Genomic DNA, 24923 nt, shown 5'->3' on the forward strand with positions numbered 1-24923 from the left:
TCTTCTCCCTTTCTCCTAAGATTCTTCCTTCTCAAACCGGACCTTGACCGAATTTGCATGTGCTGTCAGATATTCTGCATTTGCAAAGGCTTCAATGTCTTTGTGAACCTCTTTCAGTGCTTCCTTAGAATAGAATACGATACTTGACTTTTTGATAAAATCATCCACGCTTAATGGGGAGAAGAACCGGGCGGTCCCGTTGGTCGGAAGCACATGGTTTGGTCCTGCAAAATAGTCTCCCAAAGGCTCTGAGCTGTACTCTCCAATAAAAATGGCTCCGGCATGACGGATTTTTGTCATGTCTTCAAACGGATTCTTTGTAACGATCTCTAAATGCTCCGGTGCGATCTCATTGACTGCGGCAATGGCTTCCTCCATGGAATCTGCTACCAGAATATAGCCATAATGATCCAGAGATTTTTTAATGATTTCAGAGCGGGACAGTTCATTGGCAAAGGCTTCTGCTTCCAGTGAAACCTTTTCAGCCAGTTCCCTGCTGGCCGTTACTAATATAGCGGAAGCCAGCTCATCATGCTCCGCCTGGGAAAGAAGATCTGCAGCAACAAAGCGGGGATTGGCACTTTCATCTGCAAGCACCAGAATCTCACTGGGTCCCGCAATGCTGTCAATGCTCACATGTCCGTAAACAGCTTTTTTGGCAAGGGCTACAAAGATGTTTCCCGGCCCCACGATTTTATCCACTCTGGGGATGGATTCCGTTCCAAAAGCCAGGGCAGCGATGGCCTGTGCTCCGCCAACCTTATACACTTCTGTAACGCCGGCTAAATATGCCGCCGTCAGCGTTACCGGATTGACTTTTCCATCCCTTCCAGGCGGGGTTACCATAACAATACGGTTTACACCAGCCACTTCTGCCGGAATGATATTCATGAGAACAGATGAGGGATAAGCGGCCTTGCCGCCTGGAACATAGACTCCTGCGCGTTCCAACGCAGTAACTTTCTGTCCAAGAATCGTACCATTGGGCTTACTGTCAAACCAGCTGTACTGCCTTTGCTTTTCATGAAATTCCCGGATGTTTTTCATGGATTTTTTCATAACTGCCAAAAGTTCAGGATTTACTTCCTTACGTGCTTCCTCGATCTCCTGTTCCGTCACCCGGATATTCGCTGCATCAATATCCGCTTTGTCAAATTGTTTTGTATACTGAAATACGGCTTTATCACGGTCCTTTTTTACCGTATCTACTATTTCCTGAACGGTATCCGCGTAAGCGGAGTATTGATTGGGGTCCCGCTTTAATAGATCAGCAAGAATATTTTGTTTGGAAGCTTCGTCTAAGGGAACAATTCTCATTGGTTTTCCTCCTGCAGTAAATTTCTCAGCTCATGGATCAGCTTGGTGATTCTGGCATTCTCCCGTTTCATACTCACCTGGTTTACGACCATACGGGCGGAAAGAGGACAAATTTCCTCTAAAACCGTAAGACCATTTTCTTTTAAGGTGGTTCCGGTTTCCACGATATCCACAATTACCTCAGACAGTCCCACAATAGGAGCCAGCTCTATGGATCCGTTTAACTTGATGATTTCTACCGTCTGGTGTTTTTTATTATAAAAATAGTCTTTTGCGATGGCCGGATATTTGGTAGCGACCCGAATCCGTTCATGATGCTTTAACAGTTCCTCTGCTGACTGGGGACCACAGACGCACATGCGGCAGTTTCCCAAGCCTAAATCCATCACTTCGTAAAGCTTCCGTCCTTCTTCTAATATGGTATCCTTGCCTGCCACTCCTATGTCAGCGGCACCATATTCTACATAAGTAGGCACATCACTGGCCTTTGCAAGGAAGAAACGGATACCCAGTTCTTCATTGACAAAGATCAGCTTTCTGGAATCCTTATCCTTCATCTCATCGCATGTGATGCCGATTTTTTCAAACATGGAGAGCGACTGTTCCGCCAGACGCCCTTTTGCAAGAGCAAATGTCAAATATTTCATAAGTCCCCTCCCATTATTTCAAATATTCTGAAAGCGGTATCTCGTCCATACGCCCCAGAGTAAGATTACGGATGGCAACCGATATCCCACGCTCATCCAGATACAGCAGATTGGTCAGATCTCTTCGCCGCGCATAGGCTTCATAGTCCTCCATGGAGCGGGAAGGATCTCTGGGCTGAAGCTGGACCGCCATACCGGAGCTTCGGAAATAACCGGCCAGGCCAATGGCTTTTTCCCTGGAATCCAGTTCGTAAAGAATCATGGTATTGGTCATAGGAATTTCCGTCTTTATGTTCTGGCGGGACAATGCCAGGAGCAGATGATCCACGGAAATCCCAAACCCTACAGCCGGAGAACCTTTTCCAAACTGTTCTAAGAGTTTGTCATATCTGCCTCCATTGACGATGTAGTCGCCGGACCCGGACGTATAAGCTTTAAAAATAATCCCGGTATAGTATTGATACTGACTCAGCATCCCAAGGTCATAGGAAACATAATCGGACAGCCCATACATTGAAAGGATTCGGTTGACTTCTTCCAAACGTTCAATGGCTCGAAGTGCTCTTCGATTCCTGGTCAGACTTTCTGCTGCCTTTATCTGATCAAGGGACCCAAAAAGCTCGGGGAGCTTTAAAAATACCTGTTTCAGTTCTTCAGAAATGGGCTGTGCCATGACCAGTTCTTCTACACCTGTATAGTTTTTATTCTCAATCAGCTCCCGCAAAGCTTCTTCCTGTCCCTCATCCATGCCGGCTTCTTCCAACAGCCCTTTGAAAAAATCCACTTCCCCCAGCTCTATTTTGATATCTGTGAGACCTGCATTCATCAGCGCTCCTATGACCATAGACAGGATTTCACCGTCAGCATCTGCTGAATCATCGCCAATCAGCTCCACACCTGTCTGGCTGGCTTCCTTCAGCCGTCCCTGATAACTGGAGTGATTGATAAAGGTCCGTTCCTTATAGCAGAGGCGGATGGGCATATCTTCATTGAGAAAATACTTTGCCGCACATCTTGCGATGGCAGGCGTCTCATCCGGCCGAAGCACCAGAGTATGGTTATCCCGGTCAAAAAACTTAAACATTTCCCTTGCCTTCACACTTCCCCGGGCTTCGCTGAAAATATCAAAAAATTCAAAGGTCGGAGTCTCTATGTCCTGGTAGCCGCATAGATGGAAGACATTTAGCATCTTCTCCTGTACGACTGCCTTTCTCGTACATTCCACTCCGTAAATATCCCGGACACCCTCCGGTGTATGTAACAGTTTATTTGCCATAACAACCTCCTGGCCCCCAAAAGCCAACAAAGAAATTTTATTTCATGATTAATCACTCGACAATACTTTCTTGTAGTAAAGTGCTAATTCAATGATGTGTTGTTTATTATAGGTTAGAATTCCAGTCTTGTCAATCTCTTCCGATCAAATCTTTTTGAATCATTTCCAGATAGTGGACAAATATATCCCGGTGGCTTTCGATCTTCCAGGACTTATCCACTTCCTCGTAAGTGAAGCTTTTTCTTCCTCCGTCCTCCATCCTCTTCCAGAATTGTTTTAAATGTCCAAGGGGCAGGTAATAGATTTCATTCTTATGGGTATAAGACAATATAATAAAAGAGATTCCGCCCTGCTTTTCAAACTCTTCCATAAAGGCAATCTGATGAGGATGGATATTTTGCAATGGAAACGTATTGGACGAGCATTCTTTTGCATCAAAACATACGGGGATTCCCTGTACGGAACCAATATAGTCTACCGTACTCTTCTGGTCAAAATAAGCAAGCGTAATGTGACGGCTTTCTTTATCAATAGAAACAGGTGTAATGGGGGTCGGTATTTTCTGGATCAGAGCCAATCCTTTTTCCCGGTAGCTATCGTTGCTGCGGTTGATCAGGTCCTCCAGGCTTGACCCTCTTAAGCCTCTTGTTTTCCAGGTTCCCATGTGTTTCCTATCTCCAGTCTTTGCATATTTTTGAAAAGGTCTTTGGCAGAGGTGCAAGAAAGGATTTCCCTGATAAATATGCCAGAGGCTCCTTGAGCTGCGGGAAAACCACCTGATAAGAATGGAGCATCTGGGAATTGATATGGTATAACCTTTTTGCCTCCTCATTGACCTGGCTGCTGCCATACTTATGATCTCCTACGATCGGATGTCCGATGGAGGATAAATGTGCTCTGATCTGATGAGTGCGTCCGGTGATCAAGGTGACTTTTAAAAGAGTGTAGCCGCCATAATACTGGAGCGGCTCATATTCCGTGGTAATCGGAACGCTGTCCGGCACCTGGGATTTGTGCACAGCCACCTGATTGGCTACTTCATCTTTGATTAAGAATCCGCTGATTTTCTGTCTGTCGGAAATGTGCCCTTTGACCACACACTGATAATATTTGTGGATGGTCCGGTCTTTAAAAACTTCTGACATGATCTGAAGCCCTGCCAAAGATTTTCCGCCGACCACAAGGCCGCTGGTATTCCGGTCCAGCCGGTTGCAAATGGAAGGGCGGAAGCTCTTTAGCTGGTCTGTGGATAACTGGCCGCTGGAGATCAAATAGTCGATCATGTATTCCACCAATGACTCATCGGATTTTTTTGCTTTCTGGGAAAGCATGCCGGAAGGCTTATTGACCAGCAGGATATGGTCATCTTCATAGATAATATTTAAATTAATCTTTTTCACAACCGGAATCTTTACCTCGGAAAATTTCAAAATAGTCTCATCCGATAAAAAAAGCTTAATTTCATCTCCTGGCATAAGCTTTTCCGAGCCATCACATTTCTTGCCGTTAAGAGTGATATTCTTTTTTCTCATCATTTTATAAAGGAATCCTTTTCCGGCAAGATTTAAATACTTTGCAAGCAGTTTATCCAGACGCTGGCCTGCTTCATTTTTCGATACAATCAAAGACTGCATGATTTATCCTTTCTGTCAGCGGCTTATGCATTTTTAGTGTACCTTTAAAAAGCCTTTCATAAGCCGGATAATTACGATATGAGGCAATGCTTTGCACAGAACCCGGAAGGCCTTCATCAAACTGCCGTATACGGAAACAGGACGCCCCATCATACTGTCACGCAAGGCCAGTTTTACAACCTTCTTTGGGTCCGCCATTACCATCTTTTTGTAAAGGGGCATTTCACCTGTGGTCTCTGCAATGCTGAAAAATTCCGTGCGTACCGGTCCGGGGCAGACTGCTGTTACGAATATCCCCTTTTCATTCAGTTCTTCATTCAATGCTTTGCTGTAGCTCAAAACAAAGGCCTTTGTAGCCGCATAAATAGCAAATCCCGGCTGCGGCATAAAGGCGGCGGCAGAAGAAAACTGGACGATCCGGCTGTTGGCAGATAGGTAAGGAAGTGCCAAATGGGTGACTGCGACCAGTGCTCTGCAGTTTAAATCCACCATTCCCATCTCATCGCTTAAGCTCACGTTTCCTACGGTACCGATTTTTCCAAAGCCGGCGGCATTAATGAGCCATTTTACCTCCGGCTTTTCTTTCCTCAAAAGCTCTTCCAGCTGTTTTAAATGACGCTCATCCGTTAAATCAAGGGAAAAGGTCCGAAGCTTTACCGGCACCATGGAGGACAGCTCTTCCATAGGTTCCTTACGTCTGGCAATGGCCCAAATCTCTCCGATTCCGTTAAAGCGGTCCGCTATCTGCATGACAAACTCTCTTCCCATACCGGAAGAAGCACCCGTTACAATCGCAATCTTCATTTTGATCCCTTCTTTTCCTAATCATTTTGAATTTATTTTTTTACAGACTTTTTATGAACATTTCGTATGGTCTTTTTCTTGCGGTTTTTCTGGGTTTCACCGGAAGAAGCGTCTGACCTTCTCATACTTCCATTATTTTTCCCACTTTTTCCATCGGTAAAACCGTTAAAGGCTCCAGTTCTTGGACGTATTAAACATTTTTTTTCAAATCCGATCAAGTCTGTGCGGCCAGCCAGTTTTAAGGCTTCTGCAACAAGCTCATAATTCTTTGGATTTCGATACTGTATCAAGGCTCTCTGCATGGCTTTTTCATGGGGATTGGTGGGAACATATACCCGTTCCATGGTTCTGGGATCATAGCCCGTATAATACATGCAGGTAGAGATGGTGGAAGGGGTAGGATAGAAATCCTGTACCTGTTCCGGCATATATCCTAAATCCCTCAGGTATTCCGCAAGTTCTATGGCTTCAGCCAGGCCGGAACCGGGATGGGAGGACATCAGGTACGGCACCAGATACTGTTTTTTCCCAAGCCTGCCGTTCATCTCATTGTATTCTTTTACAAACTCACGGTAAACTTTATTCTTCGGTTTCCCCATCTTTGAAAGCACCTTATCCGCCACATGCTCCGGAGCAACCTTTAACTGTCCGCTGACATGGTATTCGCACAGTTCCTTTAAGAATTTCTTACCCGGATCGGCCAGCACATAATCAAAACGGATTCCGGAACGGATAAATACTTTTTTTACTTTCGGCAGATTTCTGAGTTTTCTGAGAAGTTCAATGTAATCCGTATGGTCCGCTCTTAAATTTTTGCAGGGTTCCGGAAAAAGACACTGCCTGTTGGGACAGGCTCCTTTTGTGGTCTGTTTTTCACAGGCCGGAAAACGGAAATCCGCCGTAGGGCCGCCCACATCATGGATGTATCCCTTAAAATCCGGTTCTACCGTCAGCATCTTTGCCTCTTCCACCAGTGATTCATGGCTTCTTGCCTGTATGATTCTTCCCTGATGAAAGGTGAGGGCGCAAAAGCTGCAGGCACCAAAGCAGCCACGGTTATTGATGAGGCTGAATTTGATTTCCCTTACGGCAGGAATTCCGCCTTGTTCCTCATAGGAAGGGTGATAATTACGCATGTAAGGAAGTCCGTAAGTATAATCCATCTCATCTTTTGAAAGAGGCTTGGAAGGAGGATTCTGGACCACGTATAAATTTTCTTTGTACGGCTCTACCAGACGTTTCCCGAGAAACGGGTCTGTATTGCAGTATTGGACGTAATAGCTTTTTGCATACTCCAGCTTATCTTCCTTCATGCGGTCAAAGGAAGGAAGCACTTGGGCATTATAAACGGATTCCAGGCTGTTTGTCTTGTAAACCGTACCGTCGATAAACGTAACGTCTTTAATATCAAGCCCGCTGTTTAACGCATCCGCAATTTCTACGATGGATTTTTCTCCCATACCGTAGGAAATCAAATCTGCCTGGGAATCAATGAGAATGGAATGCTTCAGCCGGTCCGACCAATAATCATAATGAGCCAGACGTCTTAAACTGGCTTCTATTCCTCCGATAATAATGGGAGCATTTTTATAAACGGAACGGATCAGGTTGCAGTAAACGGTGGTCGCATAATCGGGACGTTTGCCCATGACTCCGCCGGGAGTATAAGAATCCTGCTGCCTCCGTTTTTTTGAAACCGAATAATGGTTTACCATGGAATCCATGTTGCCGGCGGAAACCAGGAATCCAAGCCTGGGTTCTCCAAGAATCTGAACGCTTTTTTTATCCTTCCAGTCGGGCTGGGAAATAATTCCCACTTTGTATCCATGAGCCTCCAACAGGCGGCTGATAATTGCATGTCCAAAGGAAGGATGATCCACATAAGCATCACCGATCACATAGACAAAGTCACATTGTTTCCAGCCTCTGATATTCATATCAGCCCGGCTGACAGGAAGATAATCGTGTATCATTCGTTTGCTCCATTTCTATTCAATATCTGGTAATAGTCACTGATAAAATAATCAGCCAGCTGTCTCTTTTCTACTTCCATTTCCCTGGAGAATTCATCGTCAATGGCACAGACCGTCATCCCTGCTCTTTTTCCCGCAAGGATTCCAGCAGGGACATCTTCAAACACCAGGCAATCGGAAGGGGACACCGACAGTTCCTTTGCCACCTTTAAATAAATATCAGGTGCTGGTTTTCCTGCCGCTACCTCACAGGAAGTAGCCACTACCTGAAAATATTGCCCGATGTGAAGGGACTCAATCACCGCGTCTACCATTTGTCTTCCATTGCTGGTGGCAATGCCGGCTTTCAGACCATTCTTTGCTATGTAGTCTAAAAACTCTTTGGCTCCTGGTTTGAGCGTGACCTCCTTCCTGTATTTTTCAATGGACATACCCACCCATATTTCTTTGATTTCCTCCAGAGACTCTTTGAGTTTAAACCGCTCTTTAAAATAAAATGCAGTTTCAGAAAAACTCATTCCTTCAATCTCCTTTTGCAGATCATCAGGGCATTCCATGCCTCTGCTTTCTAAAAATTCTATGTCTATGGCTTTCCACATCCACATGGAATCTACCAGAGTTCCATCCAGATCAAAAATCACAGCCTTTTTCTCGTTCAACATGTACGCGTTTACTTTCCTTTCTTCAATTCCTCGATTTCCTCTTCACGGAGCGTGCGGTATTCGCCGGGCTTTAATGCTTCATCCAATAACAGAGAGCCCATTGAAATCCTTTTTAAGTATACCACATGGCACCCAAGAGTTTCAAACATACGTTTTACCTGATGAAATTTTCCTTCCCGGATGGTCAGGTACACCTCTGTAACCTCTCCGGTTTCAAGGACCTCCAGCAAGGCCGGAAGGGTCGGCGTCCCGTCCGAGAGAATAAGTCCTTCCCCGATGCGCTCCTTTGCATCCGAAGGCAGCGTTCCTTCAATCCGGGCGTAATAAACCTTATCCACATGCTTTTTGGGAGACAGAAGCTTGTGAGCAAGCGCTCCGTCATTGGTGATAAGAAGAAGTCCCTCCGTATCAATGTCAAGTCTTCCTACGGGAAATAAATCGTCCCGCTTTCTCTCAGTAATTAAGCTGATCACGGTTTCATACCGTTTGTCCTCTGTAGCCGAAACCACTCCCTGAGGCTTGTTCAGCATATAATATTCAAAATCAACGTAGGACACCTGCCGTCCGTCTACGGTTACCTGATTTCGCTCCGGGTCGATCTTTCTCTCTGTCCTTTTCTCCGGGATGCCGTCGACCCATATTCTGCCTTTTTTTGCCATTTCCTTGATCTGGCTCCGGGTTCCTTCTCCCATTTCACCAAGGTATTTATCCAATCTGATTTCTTTCATCACTGCCACCGCCATCCAGGGTAATATTTATTTTTTAAGGTACTTCCCGTCCCTTTAGCAAATCCAAGAGGAAAACCATCGAAACAAACCAGGCACCAGCCTTTTATCTTTCCCTCTTCTTCCTTTAACGAAATGGTTTCTCCCTTTAAATACCGGATCACCCTCTCATCTGACTTCTCCCAGCTGACTACCTGTCTAAATTCTTCTGCTTTTAAGGCCATGGCAAATGCCTGTGCCGGTTCAAACCGTCCTTTTTTCATTTCCCCAAGTAACAAGCCGGTTCTTAAAAAGCGAAGACTTCTGGCCTGCTCCGGAAAGCCTTCCGGAAGATAATATACCATTTCATTTTTGATTCGGATGCGGCTCCGGTCAAGAGGCTTCGTTGTCATAGAAAGAAATTCCGTTAGTTCTTCCGGCAGGGCTGCCTCTTTCTCTTTACGGCTTTCCTTCCTGTCAGAAACAATATCAGCTTGTCTTTTCTTTAACAAAGCCATAAAATGACCTTCCCCTTTTATCCGGTGGGGGAACAGCCGGAGACAGCCGGAAAGCCCGATCCCCTCCGATGCTCCCTCAAATAGAGGAAGAGGAATCAGTTCCATATCCGGATGCTCTTCCAGAAGAAATCGGATGATATCTTCATCTTCACAAATGGAAAACGTACAGGTGGAATATAAAAGAAGGCCGCCCGGAACCAGCATGTCCGCCGCCTGATTCACGATTTCTTTCTGTATCTGAGCATAATACTCCGGACCATGCTCCTCATAGCTTTTAACCATATCCACGTCTTTGCGGAACATTCCTTCTCCCGAACAGGGGGCATCAATTAAGATCTTATCAAAAAATGCCCCAAAGGTTTCTTTTAATTTCCTTGGTTCTTCACTGGTAACACAACTATTTTCAATGCCCCAAAGTTCCAGATTTTTTAAGAGTGCCTTTGCTCTGGAGTTGCTGATGTCATTGGACACAAGCATTCCCTTCCCACTGAGCTTTGCTCCCAGTTCCGTACTCTTTCCTCCGGGAGCAGCACAAAGATCGAGGACCTTATCTCCGGGCTGGACCGGAAGAAGGCTGGCCGGAGTCATGGCACTTGGTTCCTGCAAATAGTATAGTCCGGCATAATAGCAAGGGTCCTTGGCCGGCCTCTCATCTCCTTCATAATAAAATCCGTTTTTGATCCACGGAACGGGTTTTAAAGAGAGAGATGTCATTTCTTTAAAAGTTTCCGGGGTTATTTTTAAGGTGTTGACACGCAGACCGTAAAGGCGATCTTCCTCAAAGCTCCTTATATATGCCTCATACTCCTCTTCTCCCAGCAAATCTTTCATTCTATTTAAAAATGCTTCCGAAAGCTTTATTTCCTTCAACGTTTCGCTCCTTTTCTGTATTAATAGGAATATTTCAACCGGTATTTCTCCAGATATTTTAAAATCCAATAGGGATTTACACTCATCTCTTCCTTATGGTCTGTTTTCAAATAAATGCCCACATGAAGGTGTACGTCAAAATTCCCGGTTGTTCCTTCAATTTGGCTGTAGCCGGTATCTCCCATAAAGCCAAGAAGTTCACCGGCTCTTACGGTGTCTCCCTCGTTCCATTCCTTACTGTAACCATAAAGATGTGCATAATAAAGGTACGCACCTTTAGGAGACCGGATACCGATGCGCCAGCCGCCTTTGTTCAGCCAGCCGACTTTCTCCACCACACCATCGCTCATGCTGACCACGGGATAGTAGCCTCTGGGCCGCTTGTTCCCCATAAGATCACAGCCTTCGTGTCCCCGTTCTCCGCCATAGGTGCGGGGCTGCATCCACCCGTCTTCATATGTAATATCAGGAGCATCGGCGTTCATATTGAGCGGAACCGGAAAAAACTTCAAATCTCCCAGCAGGCTTATGTAGGCATTTTTCAGCTTCTTATATTCCTGAGGCTTTACTTTTCTCAGCCTGGCTCCCCGGTTATTCTTATCTTTTACCTTCGTCAAATCGTACTGGTGTTCCACCATCAGGGATGTAAGCGTATCGTAATCAATGGAATCCCAATCTGCAACCATTTTACCAAGTTTCAAACTTCTGAAATCATCACTTTCCCATGTGTAGGCATTCAGCTGGTAAAAGGTAGGATTATTATATAAATAATCAATCATGGTCACATGGAACACCGACAGGATCAAAATGAAAAAAAGAATCAGCATCATATCGGTCACGCCTTTTCATATAAATATATAAAACAATCTATTCAGGTGCCTATGAAAAAATCCTTTTTCCGCCTGCTTTCCGTTGCCGCACTGTTTTTATTGCTGCTTCGTCCTTCCATTGCTTATGAAGGCGCCAGAAACGGACTGCTCCTGTGGGGAGCTGTGGTGGTGCCTACTTTACTGCCCTTTATGATCTGCTCCAATGTCATTGTGGCCTTAAATGCCATCCATATTCTGATTTTTCCGGTAAAAAGACTTTTACACCGGTTTTTCTGCCTGTCCGATGCAGGCAGCTATGCCCTGGTCTCCGGTCTTTTATGCGGTTATCCCATGGGGGCCCGTACCTGCAGTGACTTTATGGATCAAGGGCGTATTTCTGAAAAAGAAGGAAAATACCTGCTGGCAATCTGCAATCATCCAAGCCCTATGTTCCTTCTGGGATATGCGGCTTCCGGCCTTCCGCAAATGGTTCCGGTCTGGCTGCTGCTTGCCTGTATCTATCTCCCTATTTTGCCTGTATCCATTGCGGCAAGGTCCTGTTACCGGATCACAGGTCCAGTGCCTTCTCTTCCTGTCAATACAAAAGCCGCCCAGTCCTTTGATGACAGTCTTATGGATTCCTGCGAGGTCATGGTAAAGATCGGAGGATATATCATGCTTTTTTCCATTCTCGCCCTGTACATAACAAAGCTCCCGGTCCATATTCCGGAATACAAGGCAATCTTACTGGGCCTTGTAGAAATCACCACCGGAATCAAAGCCATATCCGAAACCTTCTCCGGAATGTCCGGCGGTCTCTGGATCGCTGCCGCCACCGCATTCGGCGGCTTATCCGGAATCTTTCAGACAAAGAGTGTTATAAAAAATGCCGGATTATCCATCCGGCACTATGTAGCATGGAAAGCCTTTCACGGCCTTCTAACCATTATCCTGTTTATTCTGCTGAATCAGGTTCCTGCGCTTGTGGCGTCCCCATAACAGCTCCCGTCAGTTCCTGGCGATTGGATGAGACAATATCATAGCTTGACTGCATGGAAGTCATAAATGCATCAAAACGGCCCTGTGCTCCTTCCATGGAGTGACTGATAATGGTCTGGAGACTCTTTAACATGTCATCCGTATACTGTACAGAGCTTTGTCTGATGCCATTGGCATCGGCAACTGCTTTTTCCACAATCTGCTGAGCCTGCAGGCTGGCCTGCTCGATGATGTCATTGGCCTGGGCATAAGCCTTCTGCATGATCTCATGTTCATTGACCAGTTCATTGGTCTGAGCATTGGCCTGGGCCAGTATGGAATCCGCCTGCTGACGAGCTTCATTGATGATTGCATCACGATTGCTGATAATCTTCTGGTATTGTTTGATTTCATCGGGAATGCGGAGACGAAGCTCCACCAAAAGTTCCTCCAGTTCATCCCGGTTTACCACGATCTTACTGTTAGAAAGGGGCTGATACTTACAGCTGTCAATATATTCTTCAATTTCACCGATTAACTGCTCAATTCTGCTCATCATAAATTAGAACACTCCTTACTTTTATTTCCTTCTATCTTTTATTTTCATCATCACACGTTCTGCAACAGCTTCTGGTACAAACGCGTTTATCTCTCCGCCAAAAGCGGCAATCTCCTTCACAATGCTGGAACTCAAGTAAGAATATTTTAGATTCGTCGTCAAAAACACAGTATCCACTTCCGGTGCAATCACCCGGTTGGTCTGTGCAATCTGCAATTCATATTCAAAATCTGTTACAGCGCGAAGCCCGCGGATAACCGCATCCGCCTGTTTGGCTCGTACAAAATCAACCAAAAGTCCTCCAAACGATGAAACTTCCACATTTGGTAAATCTTTGGTTAGGCTCTTTAACATATTAACACGTTCTTCTACAGAAAACAACGGAGTTTTTGAATTATTATTTAAAACTCCGATAATCAGATGGTCAGACATTTTAGCGGAACGCTCGATAATATCCAAGTGTCCAAAAGTTACCGGATCAAAGCTGCCCGGATATACTGCTTTTCTCATAGTTTTTTCCCTATTCCTTTTTTTCGATAAAAATATGTTTATTGGTCTTATAGCTTTTATCCTTTGTCATCCGATATCCGAAGGTTTCCAGATAATCAAAAGAAGTTTCCAGAGAAGCCTCCACAATGATTACGGTACTTGCATCAATGAGGGAAGAAGATGAGAGATACTGCAATACTTTCTTTTCCCATTCAAAGTGATAGGGCGGGTCCATAAAAACGAAATCAAAAACATGTCCCTTTCCTTCTAATCTTGAAAGACCGGTCAGCACATCACAATTCATGACGATGGCATCGTCTTCCAGCCGGGTCGTTTTTAGATTCTCACGGATGCATTCAGCCGCTTTGGGATTTTGTTCCACCATCACCGCCATTCTTGCTCCCCGGCTCAATGCTTCGATTCCAATGGCACCGCTTCCCGAAAACAGATCCAAAAAACAGCAGTCCGGCATTTTTGCATTGATCATATTAAAAAGAGTTTCTTTAATTCTATCGGTAGTAGGCCGGGTATCCTGGCCTTCTATTGTCTTTAACAAAAGCCTTCTGGCTTTTCCTGCGATTACTCTCATGACATATCCTCACTTTATTTTTCCAAATAATTATAGTATGAAATTCACAGATATACAACCAGATTTTGTCCTCTCATGCACCGGCAAAGAAAAAAGGAGCCGCAGCCCCTGTAAATGATAAATCAATTACCAGACTGCAGCTCCTCTTTTCTTTTTTACAGATTATTTACCTGCAAGATTTCTTTCATAGGATTCGATCATTTTCTTAACCATATAGCCACCTACGGAACCATTCTGTGCGGAAGTTAAGTTACCGTTGTAACCATTGGTTAACGGAACACCTAATTCATTAGCTACTTCCATTTTGAAACGGTCCATTGCTTCCCTTGCTTCTGGTACATTTGTAGTGTTAGATTTTCCTGACATAGTAAAATGCCTCCTTTTCATCTATTTCACCATGTTATTGTTTTGTTTTTACATGGTGTGTTTTGTGCTACACTCCTATTATGGCTGAAACAGAATGAAATACACTAGAAGGTTTTTCGTAAAATGTCATTTTTAGGAAAAAGATTTTGAACCCTTAAAACGATTCTGATACCGCTTGGGAAACGGTCAGTCGGAGCCAAGCATTTTTTCAATATTGGTCTTCATCAGCTGGAACGCAACTTCATTCATACCGCTGTTAATGATCACATCCGCAAGGGGCTTCGTCGGCTCGACATATAAATAATGCATTGGCTTTACCGTGGTAAGATACTGTTCTACCACACCTTCGATGTCTCTTCCTCTGTCCTTTACATCCCGGATCACCCGGCGCAGGATTCTCTCATCTGCATCAGCCTCTACAAAGATCTTGATATCAAACATGTTCCTTAACCGCTCATCTGCAAAGACCAGGATTCCTTCAACTAAAATCACCTTTTTCGGCTCAACAGTTACCACCTTATCGGAACGGTTATGCATGGAATAATCATAGATGGGACACTCCACCGTTTTCCCGGAACGGAGCATGGACAGCTGGTCCAGCAACAGCTCCGTTTCAAATGCCTCAGGATGATCGTAATTCATCTTTTTTCTTTCATCAAAAGGGATGCCATCCTGCTTTTTGTAATAATTGTCGTGATACAAGACAGCGATATTATCACAAAATGCTTCTTTTAACCGGTTGGTAAAGGTTGACTTTCCTGAACCGGTTCCTCCGGCAATACCAATTAATATACACTTCATCTTCCGCACTCCTTTAATCCTTATTCAATTCTAATTGTACATTTTATTTAATTATGATTACGTTTTCCTTCAGCACTCTGTCATTCTCGATGGGATTATCGGTACAGATTATAGTTTTAAGTTCGCTTAGATTCTGAAGTGGTTTTAAATCCGTCACATAATTTCCACTGATATCCAATTCTTCCAGCAACGGAAGTGAAGATGCAAAACCGATTCCTGTTAATGTATTATCTGCCAAACTCAACTTCTTAAGCCCTGGAAATTTAGCAAAGAAATCCAAATGTTCATCCAACACTACTTTGTCGTAATCCACGGAATAAATTCCGCTGCCTCCGCTTATTTTTACATTTTTATAAAGCTTCACGCCATCCATTTCCAATATCTTCAACCCTTCAGAAGGCCGGACTTTTTCAAAATCAAGTTCACATTCCACGCCGTTCAAATAGATTTCCTGCAAAGCAGGTGCTTGAAAAATTCCGGATATGTCTTCATAGGTGGACATCCCATCCACATTTAAATATTCCAGAGAAGGAATAGTGCTCACAAAACCCAAATCAGAAAAATCGCCACGCAGCCGGCTGCAGGTTAATTTTTTTAATCGGGTAAGCCCGGAAAACGCATCTTTGCTGTTTACCCTGCAGCCTTCCAGCTTCAGTTCTTCCAGTGCATTCATCCCATGCAAAAATCCAACATCACCGGCACGGGAAACTGAAAGCTTTGTCAGGCCGGTCAGTCCGCTTAAATCCGGCTGAGGACAGCTTCCCGGAATTTCCAGAGTGAGTTCTTTTAGTCCGGTCAGTCCCTGTATCCCGCTTAAATCCTTTAATTCATCGCACTGATCTATGGTCAGCGAAGTCAGTCCAGTGAGAGCCTTTAAATCATTCACACTTAAAATTTTTGCATCAATAAGGGAAAGTGATTTTAAATTCCCAAGACCGGCAATAAATCCAGTATCGCGGATTCCTTCAGATTCTACTGATAAGGATTCCAAGCCCTGCATAACCGCAAGAACAGAAAAATCACTGACATTGTCGCAGTCTGTAAGAGTTAAACGCTTCAAATTCTTTCGGCTGGCAAGTTTTTTTAGATCAGATATGTAAAGTCCGTCAAACGTTAAGCTTTCCAGCTTTTGATACTGTTCCAGCCCATCCAGATTTTTTATCCCCGAAAGGAAACGGACCTCTTTTAACCCGGTCACTCCAGGATAGATTTCTGCAAGTTCTAAAGGAGATTCTGCGTTACAGCTGATTCCTTCCAAAGTAAGGCCTTTTAATGAATCTGAATTTAAATATCCTGCCATATCAAGTCTTTTAAGACCGGTAAAACGGGAAATCAGTTCATAATCAATTCCACCGTTCTCCCTTGGAAACGTTACCCATGTCAGTTCTGCATCAGGAGCTTCATATGGATTTTCAAGGCTGTATCCTATACGGACATGATCGGCATCATATGTAATATCAAGCCATTTAAAACGTGACAAATCTTCCTGGGTCAAATCTTTTGCCGGACGGCCTGCCACGGATTCCGCCATCGCGCCAAGAGGACCTGATAATACTTTTTCTTCCTTTTCCATCCCTTGGGACTTTAAAGCTCTCTCATTTTCTGAAACCGTATCTTTCCCTGCCTTTTTTTCATTGTGGGAAATAACTCCCCTTGCCCCTAAATAAAAGACCGTTAAAAGAACCAGGAAAAAAAAGATCCTGACTTTAGCCTTAGCTTCCGGTTCTTCTTTCTTATCAGAAACAGCTGACTTGCCATTCTGCACAGAGTGGGTAAAATATACATTTTCGTGATTATCTGATTCAATTGCATAGGTACTTTGACAATATTCGCAAACCGCAATGTGCGGGTTATTCTCGTCGATCTTTAAAGTTCCATTGCATGCCGTACATTTCAGTTCTGTTATTTTCATCTTAAGCTCCCTAATACCCACCTTCCAATATTTACCATTCATATTCTAGCAGAATCATGGCTTTTATTCAATTCTTTTCCCTTACTTAATCTTCGTAAAAACCGTTTCCGGCTTTATTGCATTATAATCGTTAGCCGCGCCGGAAGATAGAGTCACATCCCTGTTTGTACTTCATTACAGATTTAACTTATCGTAGCTTTTTTCCAAATATTCCTGTAATTTATTTTTTAGTTCCTGATGTTCCTCTTTTTCCAATTCCGGATCTTCTTTCAATAGCAGATTTACCTCCTCAGATACTGTTTTCAGCAAATTTGCATCCGTAAAAATATCCCCCAGCTTAAATTCAAGATCTCCGCTCTGGCGGATTCCAAAAATATCGCCCGGGCCCCGGAGCTTTAAATCTTCAGAAGCAATATAAAAACCGTCATTGGATTTATTTAAAATATCCAGACGTTTTTTTGTTTCATCCTGGTCGGAACCATTTACCATAATACAATAGGACTGGTATTTTCCACGGCCTACCCTTCCTCTCAGCTGATGAAGCTGGGCCAGACCAAAACGTTCCGCATTTTCAATCATCATGACCGTTGCATTAGGCACATTCACCCCCACTTCAATTACCGTGGTTGATACCAGGACCTGAATTTCCCCGTTTGAAAATCGTTCCATAATCTTATTCTTTTCCCTGGGTTTCATCTTTCCGTGAAGATATTCCACCGCAACGCCTGGAAGTGCTTCCTTTAGTACCTTTGTATAATCCACCACGTTTTCGGCTTCGATCATCTCACTGGCTTCCACCATGGGACAGATGACGTAAGCCTGTCTCCCCTGTGCCACTTCATTCCGGATGAATTCATATGCTTTTTTCCGGTATCCGGTATCCACTACACAGTTTCTAATAGGAAGGCGGTTGGCCGGAAGTTCATCAATAACAGAAATGTCCAAATCCCCATAAATGATAATGGCAAGGGTTCGTGGGATCGGTGTAGCACTCATAACAAGGACATGAGGCTCTTCTCCCTTTTGTCCAAGCATCTCTCTCTGCCCCACCCCAAACCGGTGCTGTTCATCGGTAATGACTAACGCCAGGTTATCATAAACCACTTTCTCCTGGATGAGTGCATGCGTACCTATGATAATATCAACTTCATGAGACGCAATCTTTTCATAGGCGATCCTTTTTTCCTTCGCTGTCATGGAACCGGTAACAAGCAAAGGAGTTTTATCAATTCCAAACGCTGCAAACAGCTCTGTCATGGACTCATAGTGCTGCTTTGCCAGGACTTCCGTAGGAACCATCAGCGCCCCCTGACAGCCATTATAAGCCGCCTGAAGAAGAGCCAGGATCGCGATAATGGTCTTACCTGAACCCACGTCTCCCTGAACCAGACGGTTCATCACCCGCCCGCCTGTCAAATCATCATACACTTCCTTCAAAACCTTTTCCTGTGCCTTAGTCAGGGAATAGGGAAGATGATTCTTTAAGTCCTCCACTTTCTGAGACAATTTCATCGAATAGGGACTTGGCTTGTCTCCCCTTTTTTCTTTCAGCTTTCTGACAGCCATTAAAAACAGGAAAAATTCATCAAAAACCAACCGTTTTCTGGCGAACAGCAGTTCTTTCCGATCTGACGGAAAATGGATATGTTCAATGGCAAAATTATATTCCGCAAGTTCATGCTTCTTTCTTAGCTCTGCAGGCATATAATCCCGTACCATCTTGCGTATTTCAAGTGCCTGTTTTTCTGCTCTTACTATGGTTTTATTGCTGAGGCCCTTGGTTTGTCCATAGATCGGCTGCATGGAATGAATGATCTGTCCATAGGCTTCTGCCGTAAATATTTCGGGTTGTTCCATGGTGAGCCGTCCGTTTTTCTTTACCACCCTTCCCCTAAAAACCGCACGCATGCCCGCTTTCAGGGTTGAGTGGAGATAGGGCATATTAAACCAGGTCAGGGTCAGCGTTCCCGTAGGATCTTTTAACGTCGTGGTGATTACCTGTATGTGGCTGTACCGTTTTACGTCCGGAGTTTTATAAAGCATTCCAGCCACCGCCATAACACGTTCGGGTTTCAGCTCCCCAATGGCTGCCGGCTCCTCGTAGGCATCGTAAGCTCTTGGATAATAGCCCAGAAGATCCTCTACCGTCACCACCCCTACCTTTTGAAACAGTTTTCCTGTTTTTTCACCAATTCCTTTCAACGTATCAATGGATTCACGGTTCACAGATTTCTTCACCTCCAGGTTCTTTTTATAGCAAAAACCCGGACAGACGATACCCCGTCTGTCCGGGAGTTATGTGCATTATTCTACGGAAAGTAAATAATAGTAGATCGGCTGACCGCCTGCATGAAGTTCAACTTCACAGGCTGAGAATGTCTCTTCTGCCTTTTCCTTCAGCGCCTTCGCCGCTGACTCGGTGACATCCTTTCCATAATAAATAGTAACTAATTCTGATTCCTCCTCGATCAAAGCCTGGAGGGAATCCAGCACGGTGGATTCAATATCTTTTCCAACCGCGAGTATTCCGTTGTCTCCTAAAGCCATGATATCGCCTTCCCGGATCTCAATGTCATCAATTACAGTATTGCGGACCGCATAAGTAATCTGTCCTGTCTTAACTTTGGACATCTCTTCTGTCATATTTTTTTCATTATCTTCCGGTGATAAATCCGCGGAAAAGTTAATGATGGCAGTAATTCCCTGAGGAATGGTCTTTGAAGGGATCACAATGACATTCTTGTCCTCCACCAGACTTTTTGCCTGCTGGGCAGCCAGGATAATATTCTTATTATTCGGTAAGATGTAAACGGTATCCGCATTCACCTGCTCTATGGCATTCAGCATATCTTCTGTGCTGGGGTTCATGGTCTGCCCGCCCTCAATCAAATAATCCGCACCAATGCCCCGGAATATCTCATCAAGACCAGCACCTGCTGAAACGGAGATAAAGCCATAAGGTTTTCTTGGCTGTACCCGTTTTTCTCTTTCCGCTTTTTGCTGTTCTGCCAGCTTTTCTGATTCCTTGATCAACTTCTCCTGATGCTCTTCCCTCATATTATCAATCTTCATACGGGACAAAGAGCCATAGGTGAGTGCTCTTTGGATGGCAAGTCCAGGGTCATTGGTATGGACGTGGACCTTCACGATGTCATCATCGGAAACAACGACCAGAGAATCTCCGATGGATTCCAGATAATTCTTAAAATCAATCTCTGTTTTATCATCATATGGTTTCTCCAAATTGATGATAAATTCGGTGCAATATCCAAATTTGATATCAATATCAGCGGTCCTTGGAGCATCGGCTCCTGCAGATATTCCTGGACGGGCACTGACCTCTAAGGATACATCAACCTCTTTTCCCATCAGGCAGTCAAACGCACCCTTCATGACCTGCATCAGTCCCTGGCCGCCGGAATCCACCACACCAGCCTGCTTTAAAACAGGCAGCATCTCCGGCGTCTGGCTCAACACATGATCTCCGTGTTCAATCACCTTCTGACAGAACTCAATCACATCTTCTGTCTCTGTAACAAGCTCTGCCGCTTTATCTGCCATTCCCTTGGCTACCGTGAGAATCGTTCCTTCCTTCGGCTTCATAACAGCCTTATAAGCCGTCTCCGCAGCCCTTACAAAGGAATTGGCCAAAATAGTTGTGGTCACCTTGTCTGCGCCGGCGATCTCTTTGGTGAAGCCACGGAACAACTGGGATAAGATTACACCAGAGTTTCCTCTGGCGCCTCGTAAAGAACCGGAGGAAATGGCTTTTGCCAATGACTCCATGGTAGGATCTTCAATGACCGCCACCTCTTTGGCCGCCGACATAATTGTCATGGTCATATTGGTCCCGGTATCACCATCCGGTACTGGAAACACATTTAATTCATTAATCCATTCTTTTTTTGCTTCCAGTCCCTTTGCACCTGCCAGAAATGCTTTCTGCAGCATTTTGGCGTCTATATACTTCAAACCCACAGGTAGTTTCCTCCTTAATCAATCACTCTTACGCCTTCGACGTAGATGTTTATTTTATCTACCGTCATTCCGGTGAATTCTTCCACTTTGTATTTTACATTCTCAATCAGATTATCCGCAACTGCAGAAATGCTGATTCCATAAGCAACGATCACATGAAAATCAATGGTGATATGGTTGTCCTGAATATCCACACTGATTCCGTGAGTCAGGCCTTCCCGTTTTAACAACTTAACGAGCCCATCCTTCATACTGACAGCCGCCATACCGACAATACCAAAACATTCTACTGCAGTAGTACCGGCATACATAGCGATAACATCAGGGCTTACCTGGATTTCGCCCAGTTTATTATTGATATAACCCTTCATAGTCTCTACCTCCGTTCTTTCTGTCTGTTTTGATTATACATGATTTTTCCAAAAAAAGAAACAAATTTTTATTTTTCACTTGCAAATAACGGTGTTTTCTGTTATCATACACTTGTTGTGGATTTTTCAATCATAAAAAATCCAAGTAGCTTTTAAGGAGGTGCAATCATGGCTAAATGTTCAATTTGTGAAAAAGCTGCTCACTTTGGTAATGCAGTGAGCCATTCCCATAGAAGATCCAATAAGATGTGGAAAGCAAATGTTAAGTCCGTTAAAGTAAAAGTTACAGGCGGCGCTAAGAAGATGTACGTATGTACTTCTTGCTTAAGATCCGGATTAGTAGAAAGAGCTTAATCGAAGGAAACTCCTGGCTGATATCAGTCAGGGGTATTTTTTTAATTATAATGGGGCCCGGTTTCTCACAAAGAAACCAGTCCCCATTTCTACTTCTTCTATGCCAATGCTCTGTCAACAGCAGAACAAATTATATCCCACTACCAAACATCCAATGATAAACAAAATTGTAACGATTGTCGCCGGGATAAAAAGCAGGGTTGCCATTCCTGCTCCGAAACAGAACAGCATAAGTCCGCATACTCTTCTCATATCATCCCTCGATTCATTCAGGCTATATGACATCCTATGCGGCTTATCCCCTTCTTATTCCTCTCCTTTTTCCTTCTCTTGTGCAGCGGCCATCTCTTCTGCTACCTTTATCGCATCAGAGGATACTTCTTTGGAACCTCCCGCAAATTTATTCACAAAATCAGGTACCATGTCCAAAATTTTTGTAACCGCATCCTGCTGTTTGATATTCACCAGCTTTGTGACCCCATTCTGTATAATGAGGACCGCACTGGGACTCATCTTTGCATGCATTCCGCCGGCCCCTCTTTGCTTGTCATTCTCAGCAAAAGAACCAGCCGCCATTCCGCAGGTCACATCCACCAAAGGAAGAATGATCGCATCATCAACCTTTACGGCATCTCCTACCACTGTTTTTGTTGCTACGAAAGCATCCATTCCTTTAAACAGAGCCTCCACTGTAGATGTAAAATTATTGTCTGCCATCGAAAGCTATTCCTCCTTTATCGAAGCCATTTCTTCAACAGAATCCTGAAATTCTTATCCATTAGCATACGTAACCCGATGAATAACACGGTTCCCAACCGGATTCTGCCGCGAAAAGTACCCTCCGCAGTAAATACTGTTTCATCAAAAACCGGATAAAGATCCAAATGCTTATGGCAAAGGGGATATACCACACTTGCATACATAAGTACCTGACCTGTCAGGTAAGGATCGTCAAAGCCAAAGGTAACCGTTCCTTTTCCTTTTAGAGGAAGAACATGGCGCATCAGTTTTTTGCTTTGCTTTATAACCAGCTTTACGGTTCTCTGGTTGTCCTCGTTGGAAAACCACGCATAAATTAAATCTTTTTTTTCTTTTACTGTCCTCAGTGTATCATAAACTCTATGGAAAAAAAACTTAATTTTTAATAAAAACCAAAGCACAGCATTCTTTATTTTTTCCCACAGCGTCATGAAAAAAGAGTCTTTCTCCTTTACAGGGGGACGTTTTTCTGATGTCCGTGCGGCATGATCCGGGTGCTTTTTGATTTCCTCCTGAACATCATCTTTCATTTCAGCTGCTTCTTTAACGGCATCCGGTTCCACCCGCTCCATGGCATGAACCACCATATCTTCGGCTTCCTTCAGTTCTTCGTCAATCTTCTTCGGCTTTAGGATGCGGAAACCAAATAAGCGGACTGCAGCCGTTACATCCCCCTCGTACTCCACCTTTACGGTAAGGATATGTAGCAGCCAGGAGAAAATAACACTCCCTTTTCCCTTTCCGTAATAAGACCCGGTTCCCCGGTACCGTATCGGGACCAGAAGCACCAACAGCAGCACGGTAAGAATAAGCCCCAGAATGACCAGTAAAAGCAGTCCAATTATTTTTAATATCAATAAAATTATATGAAGCATGAACACCTCACACCTTACCGGCTCTCTTCCTTCATAAAGGAAGATAAATCAAAGCCTCCTGTTATCCGGTACATATCATGAATCACACGCCCGGCCACTTCCAGCGCTTCCCAATAATCGGCTGCAATACCTAAAATGAGAATCTCCTCTTTTCGGAAAAAAGGGGCAAACACTTCCGCAGTCGGATAGATATCAAGTATATTATTCCCATTTGAAGCGGGTATAATCACATAAATATCCGGCCTTGGTATTGATTTCCGAATTCCCTGAATGATCCGGTAACGCTTTTTCTTCGCTTTTTCTCCAACATACAGACGGTCAAACCAGCTTATTCTCATCATCCATCAGCTCTTCCAATAATTCCTTGCACGTTTCCTTTTCCGCTTGATCCAGGCAGCTTTCAAGACTTCCACTGATGTATGCCTGTATTTCATCAATGGAGTTAAAATAAACGGGAAGGTCTGATAAAACCTTGGCCATAATGGCTCGTACCACCTGCTTTGACGAACCGGAAAAAACGTCTTCCAGTTCCTTTAAATAAGCACCCGCCTCTGTTTCCAAATAAGCCCGGTCTACCAATGATCCGTCTTCCTGTTTCTGTTCTGAATCAAAACCAGGGCCGATCAGCTCTGCAAAGCTGCTTCCGGATAACAGTCTGTCTACATTTAACGCCTTTACATAGTCCGGGTCCTTGTTCCATTCTTCCCTCTCCTGAGGAAGTTCAATCTTTAAATACCGTTCATAATAAGTTTCCTGCCGTCCTTCCAGCTGAGTCAGCTTCTCAAAGAAGAAGTCTTCTCCAAAGGAGCAATCTTCCTTGCGGAACTTTTCCAGAATATCCGTAAGGATTGACCGGTAAAGTTCTTCCTCCTTTACATCAATGACTGCATCCTCTCCTGCAAACAGCAAAACGCAGAAATCATTGATAATTTCCTGAATCATAACATAAAGGCCGGATTCAGTGGTAAGCCTCTCACTGGCGGAGATCAGCTTTGCCATTGCTTCCTCAAAGCCTTCCCCAGTCATATTCCGATAGTCTGTATGCCGGAACTGTTCCAGAAGTTCATAAAGCTCCTTATGGCCAATTTCCATATTTTTTGGAAGTGTTGTCATGGATTCTGTCCGTAGGATATAAAGCATATCCCTAAGATTCTCCCGGGAGGACCCGATATAAACAGACAATCCCTCCATCACAAGGCTGAAAAACTTCTGTTTTGTCAAACGGATGGGAAGTTGACCGATGATCTGTTTGATTCTCCCATTCATCACCAGGGATTCGCTGGTTTCTGTAACAAATTCCAAAAGACGCCTGACAAATGCCTCATCCTCAGTCCCTGTATCTGGCTTTGTCTTAAATTTCCGTTCCAGACGGTTTAAGACATATTCATATATCTGGAAGCAGTCCGCATAGGAAGTCATCACCTCTGCTTCATGTGTCATGTCTTCTCTAAGTTTTAACAGTCCCTCCAATGGATCCTGTCCGGAAAAATAACCGGAAAGAAGCTCATTCAACCGATTGACAGAATCAACAATTCGTTCCGGAATGTGTACTTCCTCTGCAATCGTCTCAAAAAAAGTATAATAGTTAAGTGCCAGCCTTACATAAGAATACTGGTAAGCAGCGGTCATCTGTTTTTTCAGCAAACGGGTTTCCACGATCTATCTCCTTTCGGCTCCT

At 44.2% G+C, this 24923-nt stretch carries 26 protein-coding genes; 2 read left to right on the top strand and 24 right to left on the bottom strand.

The window, feature by feature from the left end; genetic code table 11:
• Positions 1 to 15 precede the first annotated feature (15 nt).
• The 11 genes from hisD to VIG27_RS08910 all read right to left on the bottom strand — a co-directional run bounded on the left by hisD (position 16) and on the right by VIG27_RS08910 (position 11235).
• A complete protein-coding gene (gene hisD / locus VIG27_RS08860; protein WP_394522131.1) occupies positions 16 to 1317 on the bottom strand; it encodes a histidinol dehydrogenase in 1302 nt (433 codons plus the stop codon).
• Positions 1314 to 1964 (bottom strand): ATP phosphoribosyltransferase, encoded by a 651-nt coding sequence (gene hisG / locus VIG27_RS08865; protein WP_394522132.1) that lies wholly within the window; start codon positions 1962 to 1964, stop codon positions 1314 to 1316. The genes hisD and hisG overlap by 4 nt, the downstream gene beginning before the upstream one ends.
• A 13-nt stretch (positions 1965 to 1977) precedes the next feature.
• Positions 1978 to 3240, bottom strand: a complete 1263-nt coding sequence (gene hisZ / locus VIG27_RS08870) for an ATP phosphoribosyltransferase regulatory subunit (RefSeq protein ID WP_394522133.1) — start codon at positions 3238 to 3240, stop codon at positions 1978 to 1980.
• Between the two features lie 130 nt (positions 3241 to 3370).
• Entirely contained in the window at positions 3371 to 3904 is a 534-nt protein-coding gene (locus tag VIG27_RS08875; RefSeq protein WP_394522134.1) for a Holliday junction resolvase RecU, read from the bottom strand.
• Positions 3905 to 3911: 7 nt separating this feature from the next.
• Positions 3912 to 4874 carry an RluA family pseudouridine synthase gene (locus VIG27_RS08880; RefSeq protein WP_394522135.1) on the bottom strand — a complete coding sequence of 321 codons (963 nt, stop codon included), beginning with the start codon at positions 4872 to 4874 and terminating at the stop codon, positions 3912 to 3914.
• A 33-nt stretch (positions 4875 to 4907) separates the two neighbouring features.
• Positions 4908 to 5678, bottom strand: coding sequence for an SDR family NAD(P)-dependent oxidoreductase (locus VIG27_RS08885; RefSeq protein ID WP_394522136.1), 771 nt, complete (start codon positions 5676 to 5678; stop codon positions 4908 to 4910).
• A 32-nt stretch (positions 5679 to 5710) separates the two neighbouring features.
• Positions 5711 to 7651, bottom strand: a complete 1941-nt coding sequence (locus VIG27_RS08890) for a YgiQ family radical SAM protein (protein WP_394522137.1) — start codon at positions 7649 to 7651, stop codon at positions 5711 to 5713.
• Positions 7648 to 8313, bottom strand: coding sequence for an HAD family hydrolase (locus VIG27_RS08895; protein ID WP_394522138.1), 666 nt, complete (start codon positions 8311 to 8313; stop codon positions 7648 to 7650). The genes VIG27_RS08890 and VIG27_RS08895 overlap by 4 nt, the downstream gene beginning before the upstream one ends.
• Before the next feature lie 8 nt (positions 8314 to 8321).
• Positions 8322 to 9041, bottom strand: coding sequence for a pseudouridine synthase (locus VIG27_RS08900; RefSeq protein WP_394522139.1), 720 nt, complete (start codon positions 9039 to 9041; stop codon positions 8322 to 8324).
• A complete protein-coding gene (locus tag VIG27_RS08905) occupies positions 9041 to 10405 on the bottom strand; it encodes an RsmF rRNA methyltransferase first C-terminal domain-containing protein (protein WP_394522140.1) in 1365 nt (454 codons plus the stop codon). The genes VIG27_RS08900 and VIG27_RS08905 overlap by 1 nt, the downstream gene beginning before the upstream one ends.
• A gap of 20 nt (positions 10406 to 10425) precedes the next feature.
• Entirely contained in the window at positions 10426 to 11235 is an 810-nt protein-coding gene (locus VIG27_RS08910) for a M23 family metallopeptidase (protein WP_394522141.1), read from the bottom strand.
• 51 nt (positions 11236 to 11286) lie between these two features.
• On the opposite strand from VIG27_RS08910, the gene VIG27_RS08915 reads away from it, so the two are divergent.
• Positions 11287 to 12213 (top strand): nucleoside recognition protein, encoded by a 927-nt coding sequence (locus tag VIG27_RS08915; RefSeq protein ID WP_394522142.1) that lies wholly within the window; start codon positions 11287 to 11289, stop codon positions 12211 to 12213.
• Here the strand turns inward: VIG27_RS08915 and VIG27_RS08920 are convergent.
• The 9 genes from VIG27_RS08920 to VIG27_RS08960 form a co-directional block, all read right to left on the bottom strand.
• A complete protein-coding gene (locus VIG27_RS08920; protein ID WP_394522143.1) occupies positions 12170 to 12751 on the bottom strand; it encodes a vacuolar family H+-ATPase subunit H in 582 nt (193 codons plus the stop codon). The genes VIG27_RS08915 and VIG27_RS08920 overlap by 44 nt on opposite strands.
• Before the next feature lie 21 nt (positions 12752 to 12772).
• The gene (gene coaD, locus VIG27_RS08925; RefSeq protein ID WP_394522144.1) at positions 12773 to 13261 is read right to left on the bottom strand and encodes a pantetheine-phosphate adenylyltransferase; all 489 of its coding nucleotides are present in this window, start codon (positions 13259 to 13261) and stop codon (positions 12773 to 12775) included.
• A gap of 10 nt (positions 13262 to 13271) precedes the next feature.
• Positions 13272 to 13829, bottom strand: coding sequence for a 16S rRNA (guanine(966)-N(2))-methyltransferase RsmD (gene rsmD, locus VIG27_RS08930; RefSeq protein WP_394522145.1), 558 nt, complete (start codon positions 13827 to 13829; stop codon positions 13272 to 13274).
• 162 nt (positions 13830 to 13991) lie between these two features.
• Positions 13992 to 14195 (bottom strand): alpha/beta-type small acid-soluble spore protein, encoded by a 204-nt coding sequence (locus VIG27_RS08935; RefSeq protein ID WP_394522146.1) that lies wholly within the window; start codon positions 14193 to 14195, stop codon positions 13992 to 13994.
• Positions 14196 to 14381: 186 nt separating this feature from the next.
• Positions 14382 to 14996 carry a uridine kinase gene (udk, locus tag VIG27_RS08940; RefSeq protein WP_394522147.1) on the bottom strand — a complete coding sequence of 205 codons (615 nt, stop codon included), beginning with the start codon at positions 14994 to 14996 and terminating at the stop codon, positions 14382 to 14384.
• 43 nt (positions 14997 to 15039) lie between these two features.
• Positions 15040 to 16908 (bottom strand): leucine-rich repeat domain-containing protein, encoded by a 1869-nt coding sequence (locus VIG27_RS08945; RefSeq protein ID WP_394522148.1) that lies wholly within the window; start codon positions 16906 to 16908, stop codon positions 15040 to 15042.
• 174 nt (positions 16909 to 17082) lie between these two features.
• Positions 17083 to 19134 (bottom strand): ATP-dependent DNA helicase RecG, encoded by a 2052-nt coding sequence (recG, locus tag VIG27_RS08950; protein ID WP_394522149.1) that lies wholly within the window; start codon positions 19132 to 19134, stop codon positions 17083 to 17085.
• Between the two features lie 78 nt (positions 19135 to 19212).
• Positions 19213 to 20886 (bottom strand): DAK2 domain-containing protein, encoded by a 1674-nt coding sequence (locus VIG27_RS08955; RefSeq protein ID WP_394522150.1) that lies wholly within the window; start codon positions 20884 to 20886, stop codon positions 19213 to 19215.
• A gap of 14 nt (positions 20887 to 20900) precedes the next feature.
• A complete protein-coding gene (locus VIG27_RS08960) occupies positions 20901 to 21257 on the bottom strand; it encodes an Asp23/Gls24 family envelope stress response protein (RefSeq protein ID WP_394522151.1) in 357 nt (118 codons plus the stop codon).
• A gap of 168 nt (positions 21258 to 21425) precedes the next feature.
• Between VIG27_RS08960 and rpmB the strand changes: the two genes are divergently transcribed.
• On the top strand, positions 21426 to 21611 hold the full coding sequence (gene rpmB, locus VIG27_RS08965; RefSeq protein ID WP_394522152.1) for a 50S ribosomal protein L28: 186 nt from the start codon (positions 21426 to 21428) through the stop codon (positions 21609 to 21611).
• A gap of 306 nt (positions 21612 to 21917) precedes the next feature.
• Here rpmB and VIG27_RS08970 read toward each other — a convergent pair whose 3' ends face one another.
• The 4 genes from VIG27_RS08970 to VIG27_RS08985 are packed head-to-tail and all read right to left on the bottom strand — an operon-like array spanning position 21918 to position 24901.
• Positions 21918 to 22328 carry a GerW family sporulation protein gene (locus VIG27_RS08970; protein WP_394522153.1) on the bottom strand — a complete coding sequence of 137 codons (411 nt, stop codon included), beginning with the start codon at positions 22326 to 22328 and terminating at the stop codon, positions 21918 to 21920.
• Positions 22329 to 22345: 17 nt separating this feature from the next.
• Entirely contained in the window at positions 22346 to 23245 is a 900-nt protein-coding gene (locus VIG27_RS08975; RefSeq protein WP_394522154.1) for a DUF2953 domain-containing protein, read from the bottom strand.
• Between the two features lie 14 nt (positions 23246 to 23259).
• Positions 23260 to 23586, bottom strand: coding sequence for a hypothetical protein (locus VIG27_RS08980; protein WP_394522155.1), 327 nt, complete (start codon positions 23584 to 23586; stop codon positions 23260 to 23262).
• Positions 23564 to 24901: a hypothetical protein gene (locus VIG27_RS08985; RefSeq protein ID WP_394522156.1), complete on the bottom strand. Its 1338-nt coding sequence runs from the start codon at positions 24899 to 24901 to the stop codon at positions 23564 to 23566. Before VIG27_RS08985 ends, VIG27_RS08980 begins: the two co-directional genes overlap by 23 nt.
• Positions 24902 to 24923 lie beyond the last annotated feature (22 nt).

Source organism: Lacrimispora sinapis, assembly GCF_043633585.1.
GTDB classification, from domain to species: Bacteria; Bacillota; Clostridia; order Lachnospirales; family Lachnospiraceae; genus Lacrimispora; species Lacrimispora sinapis.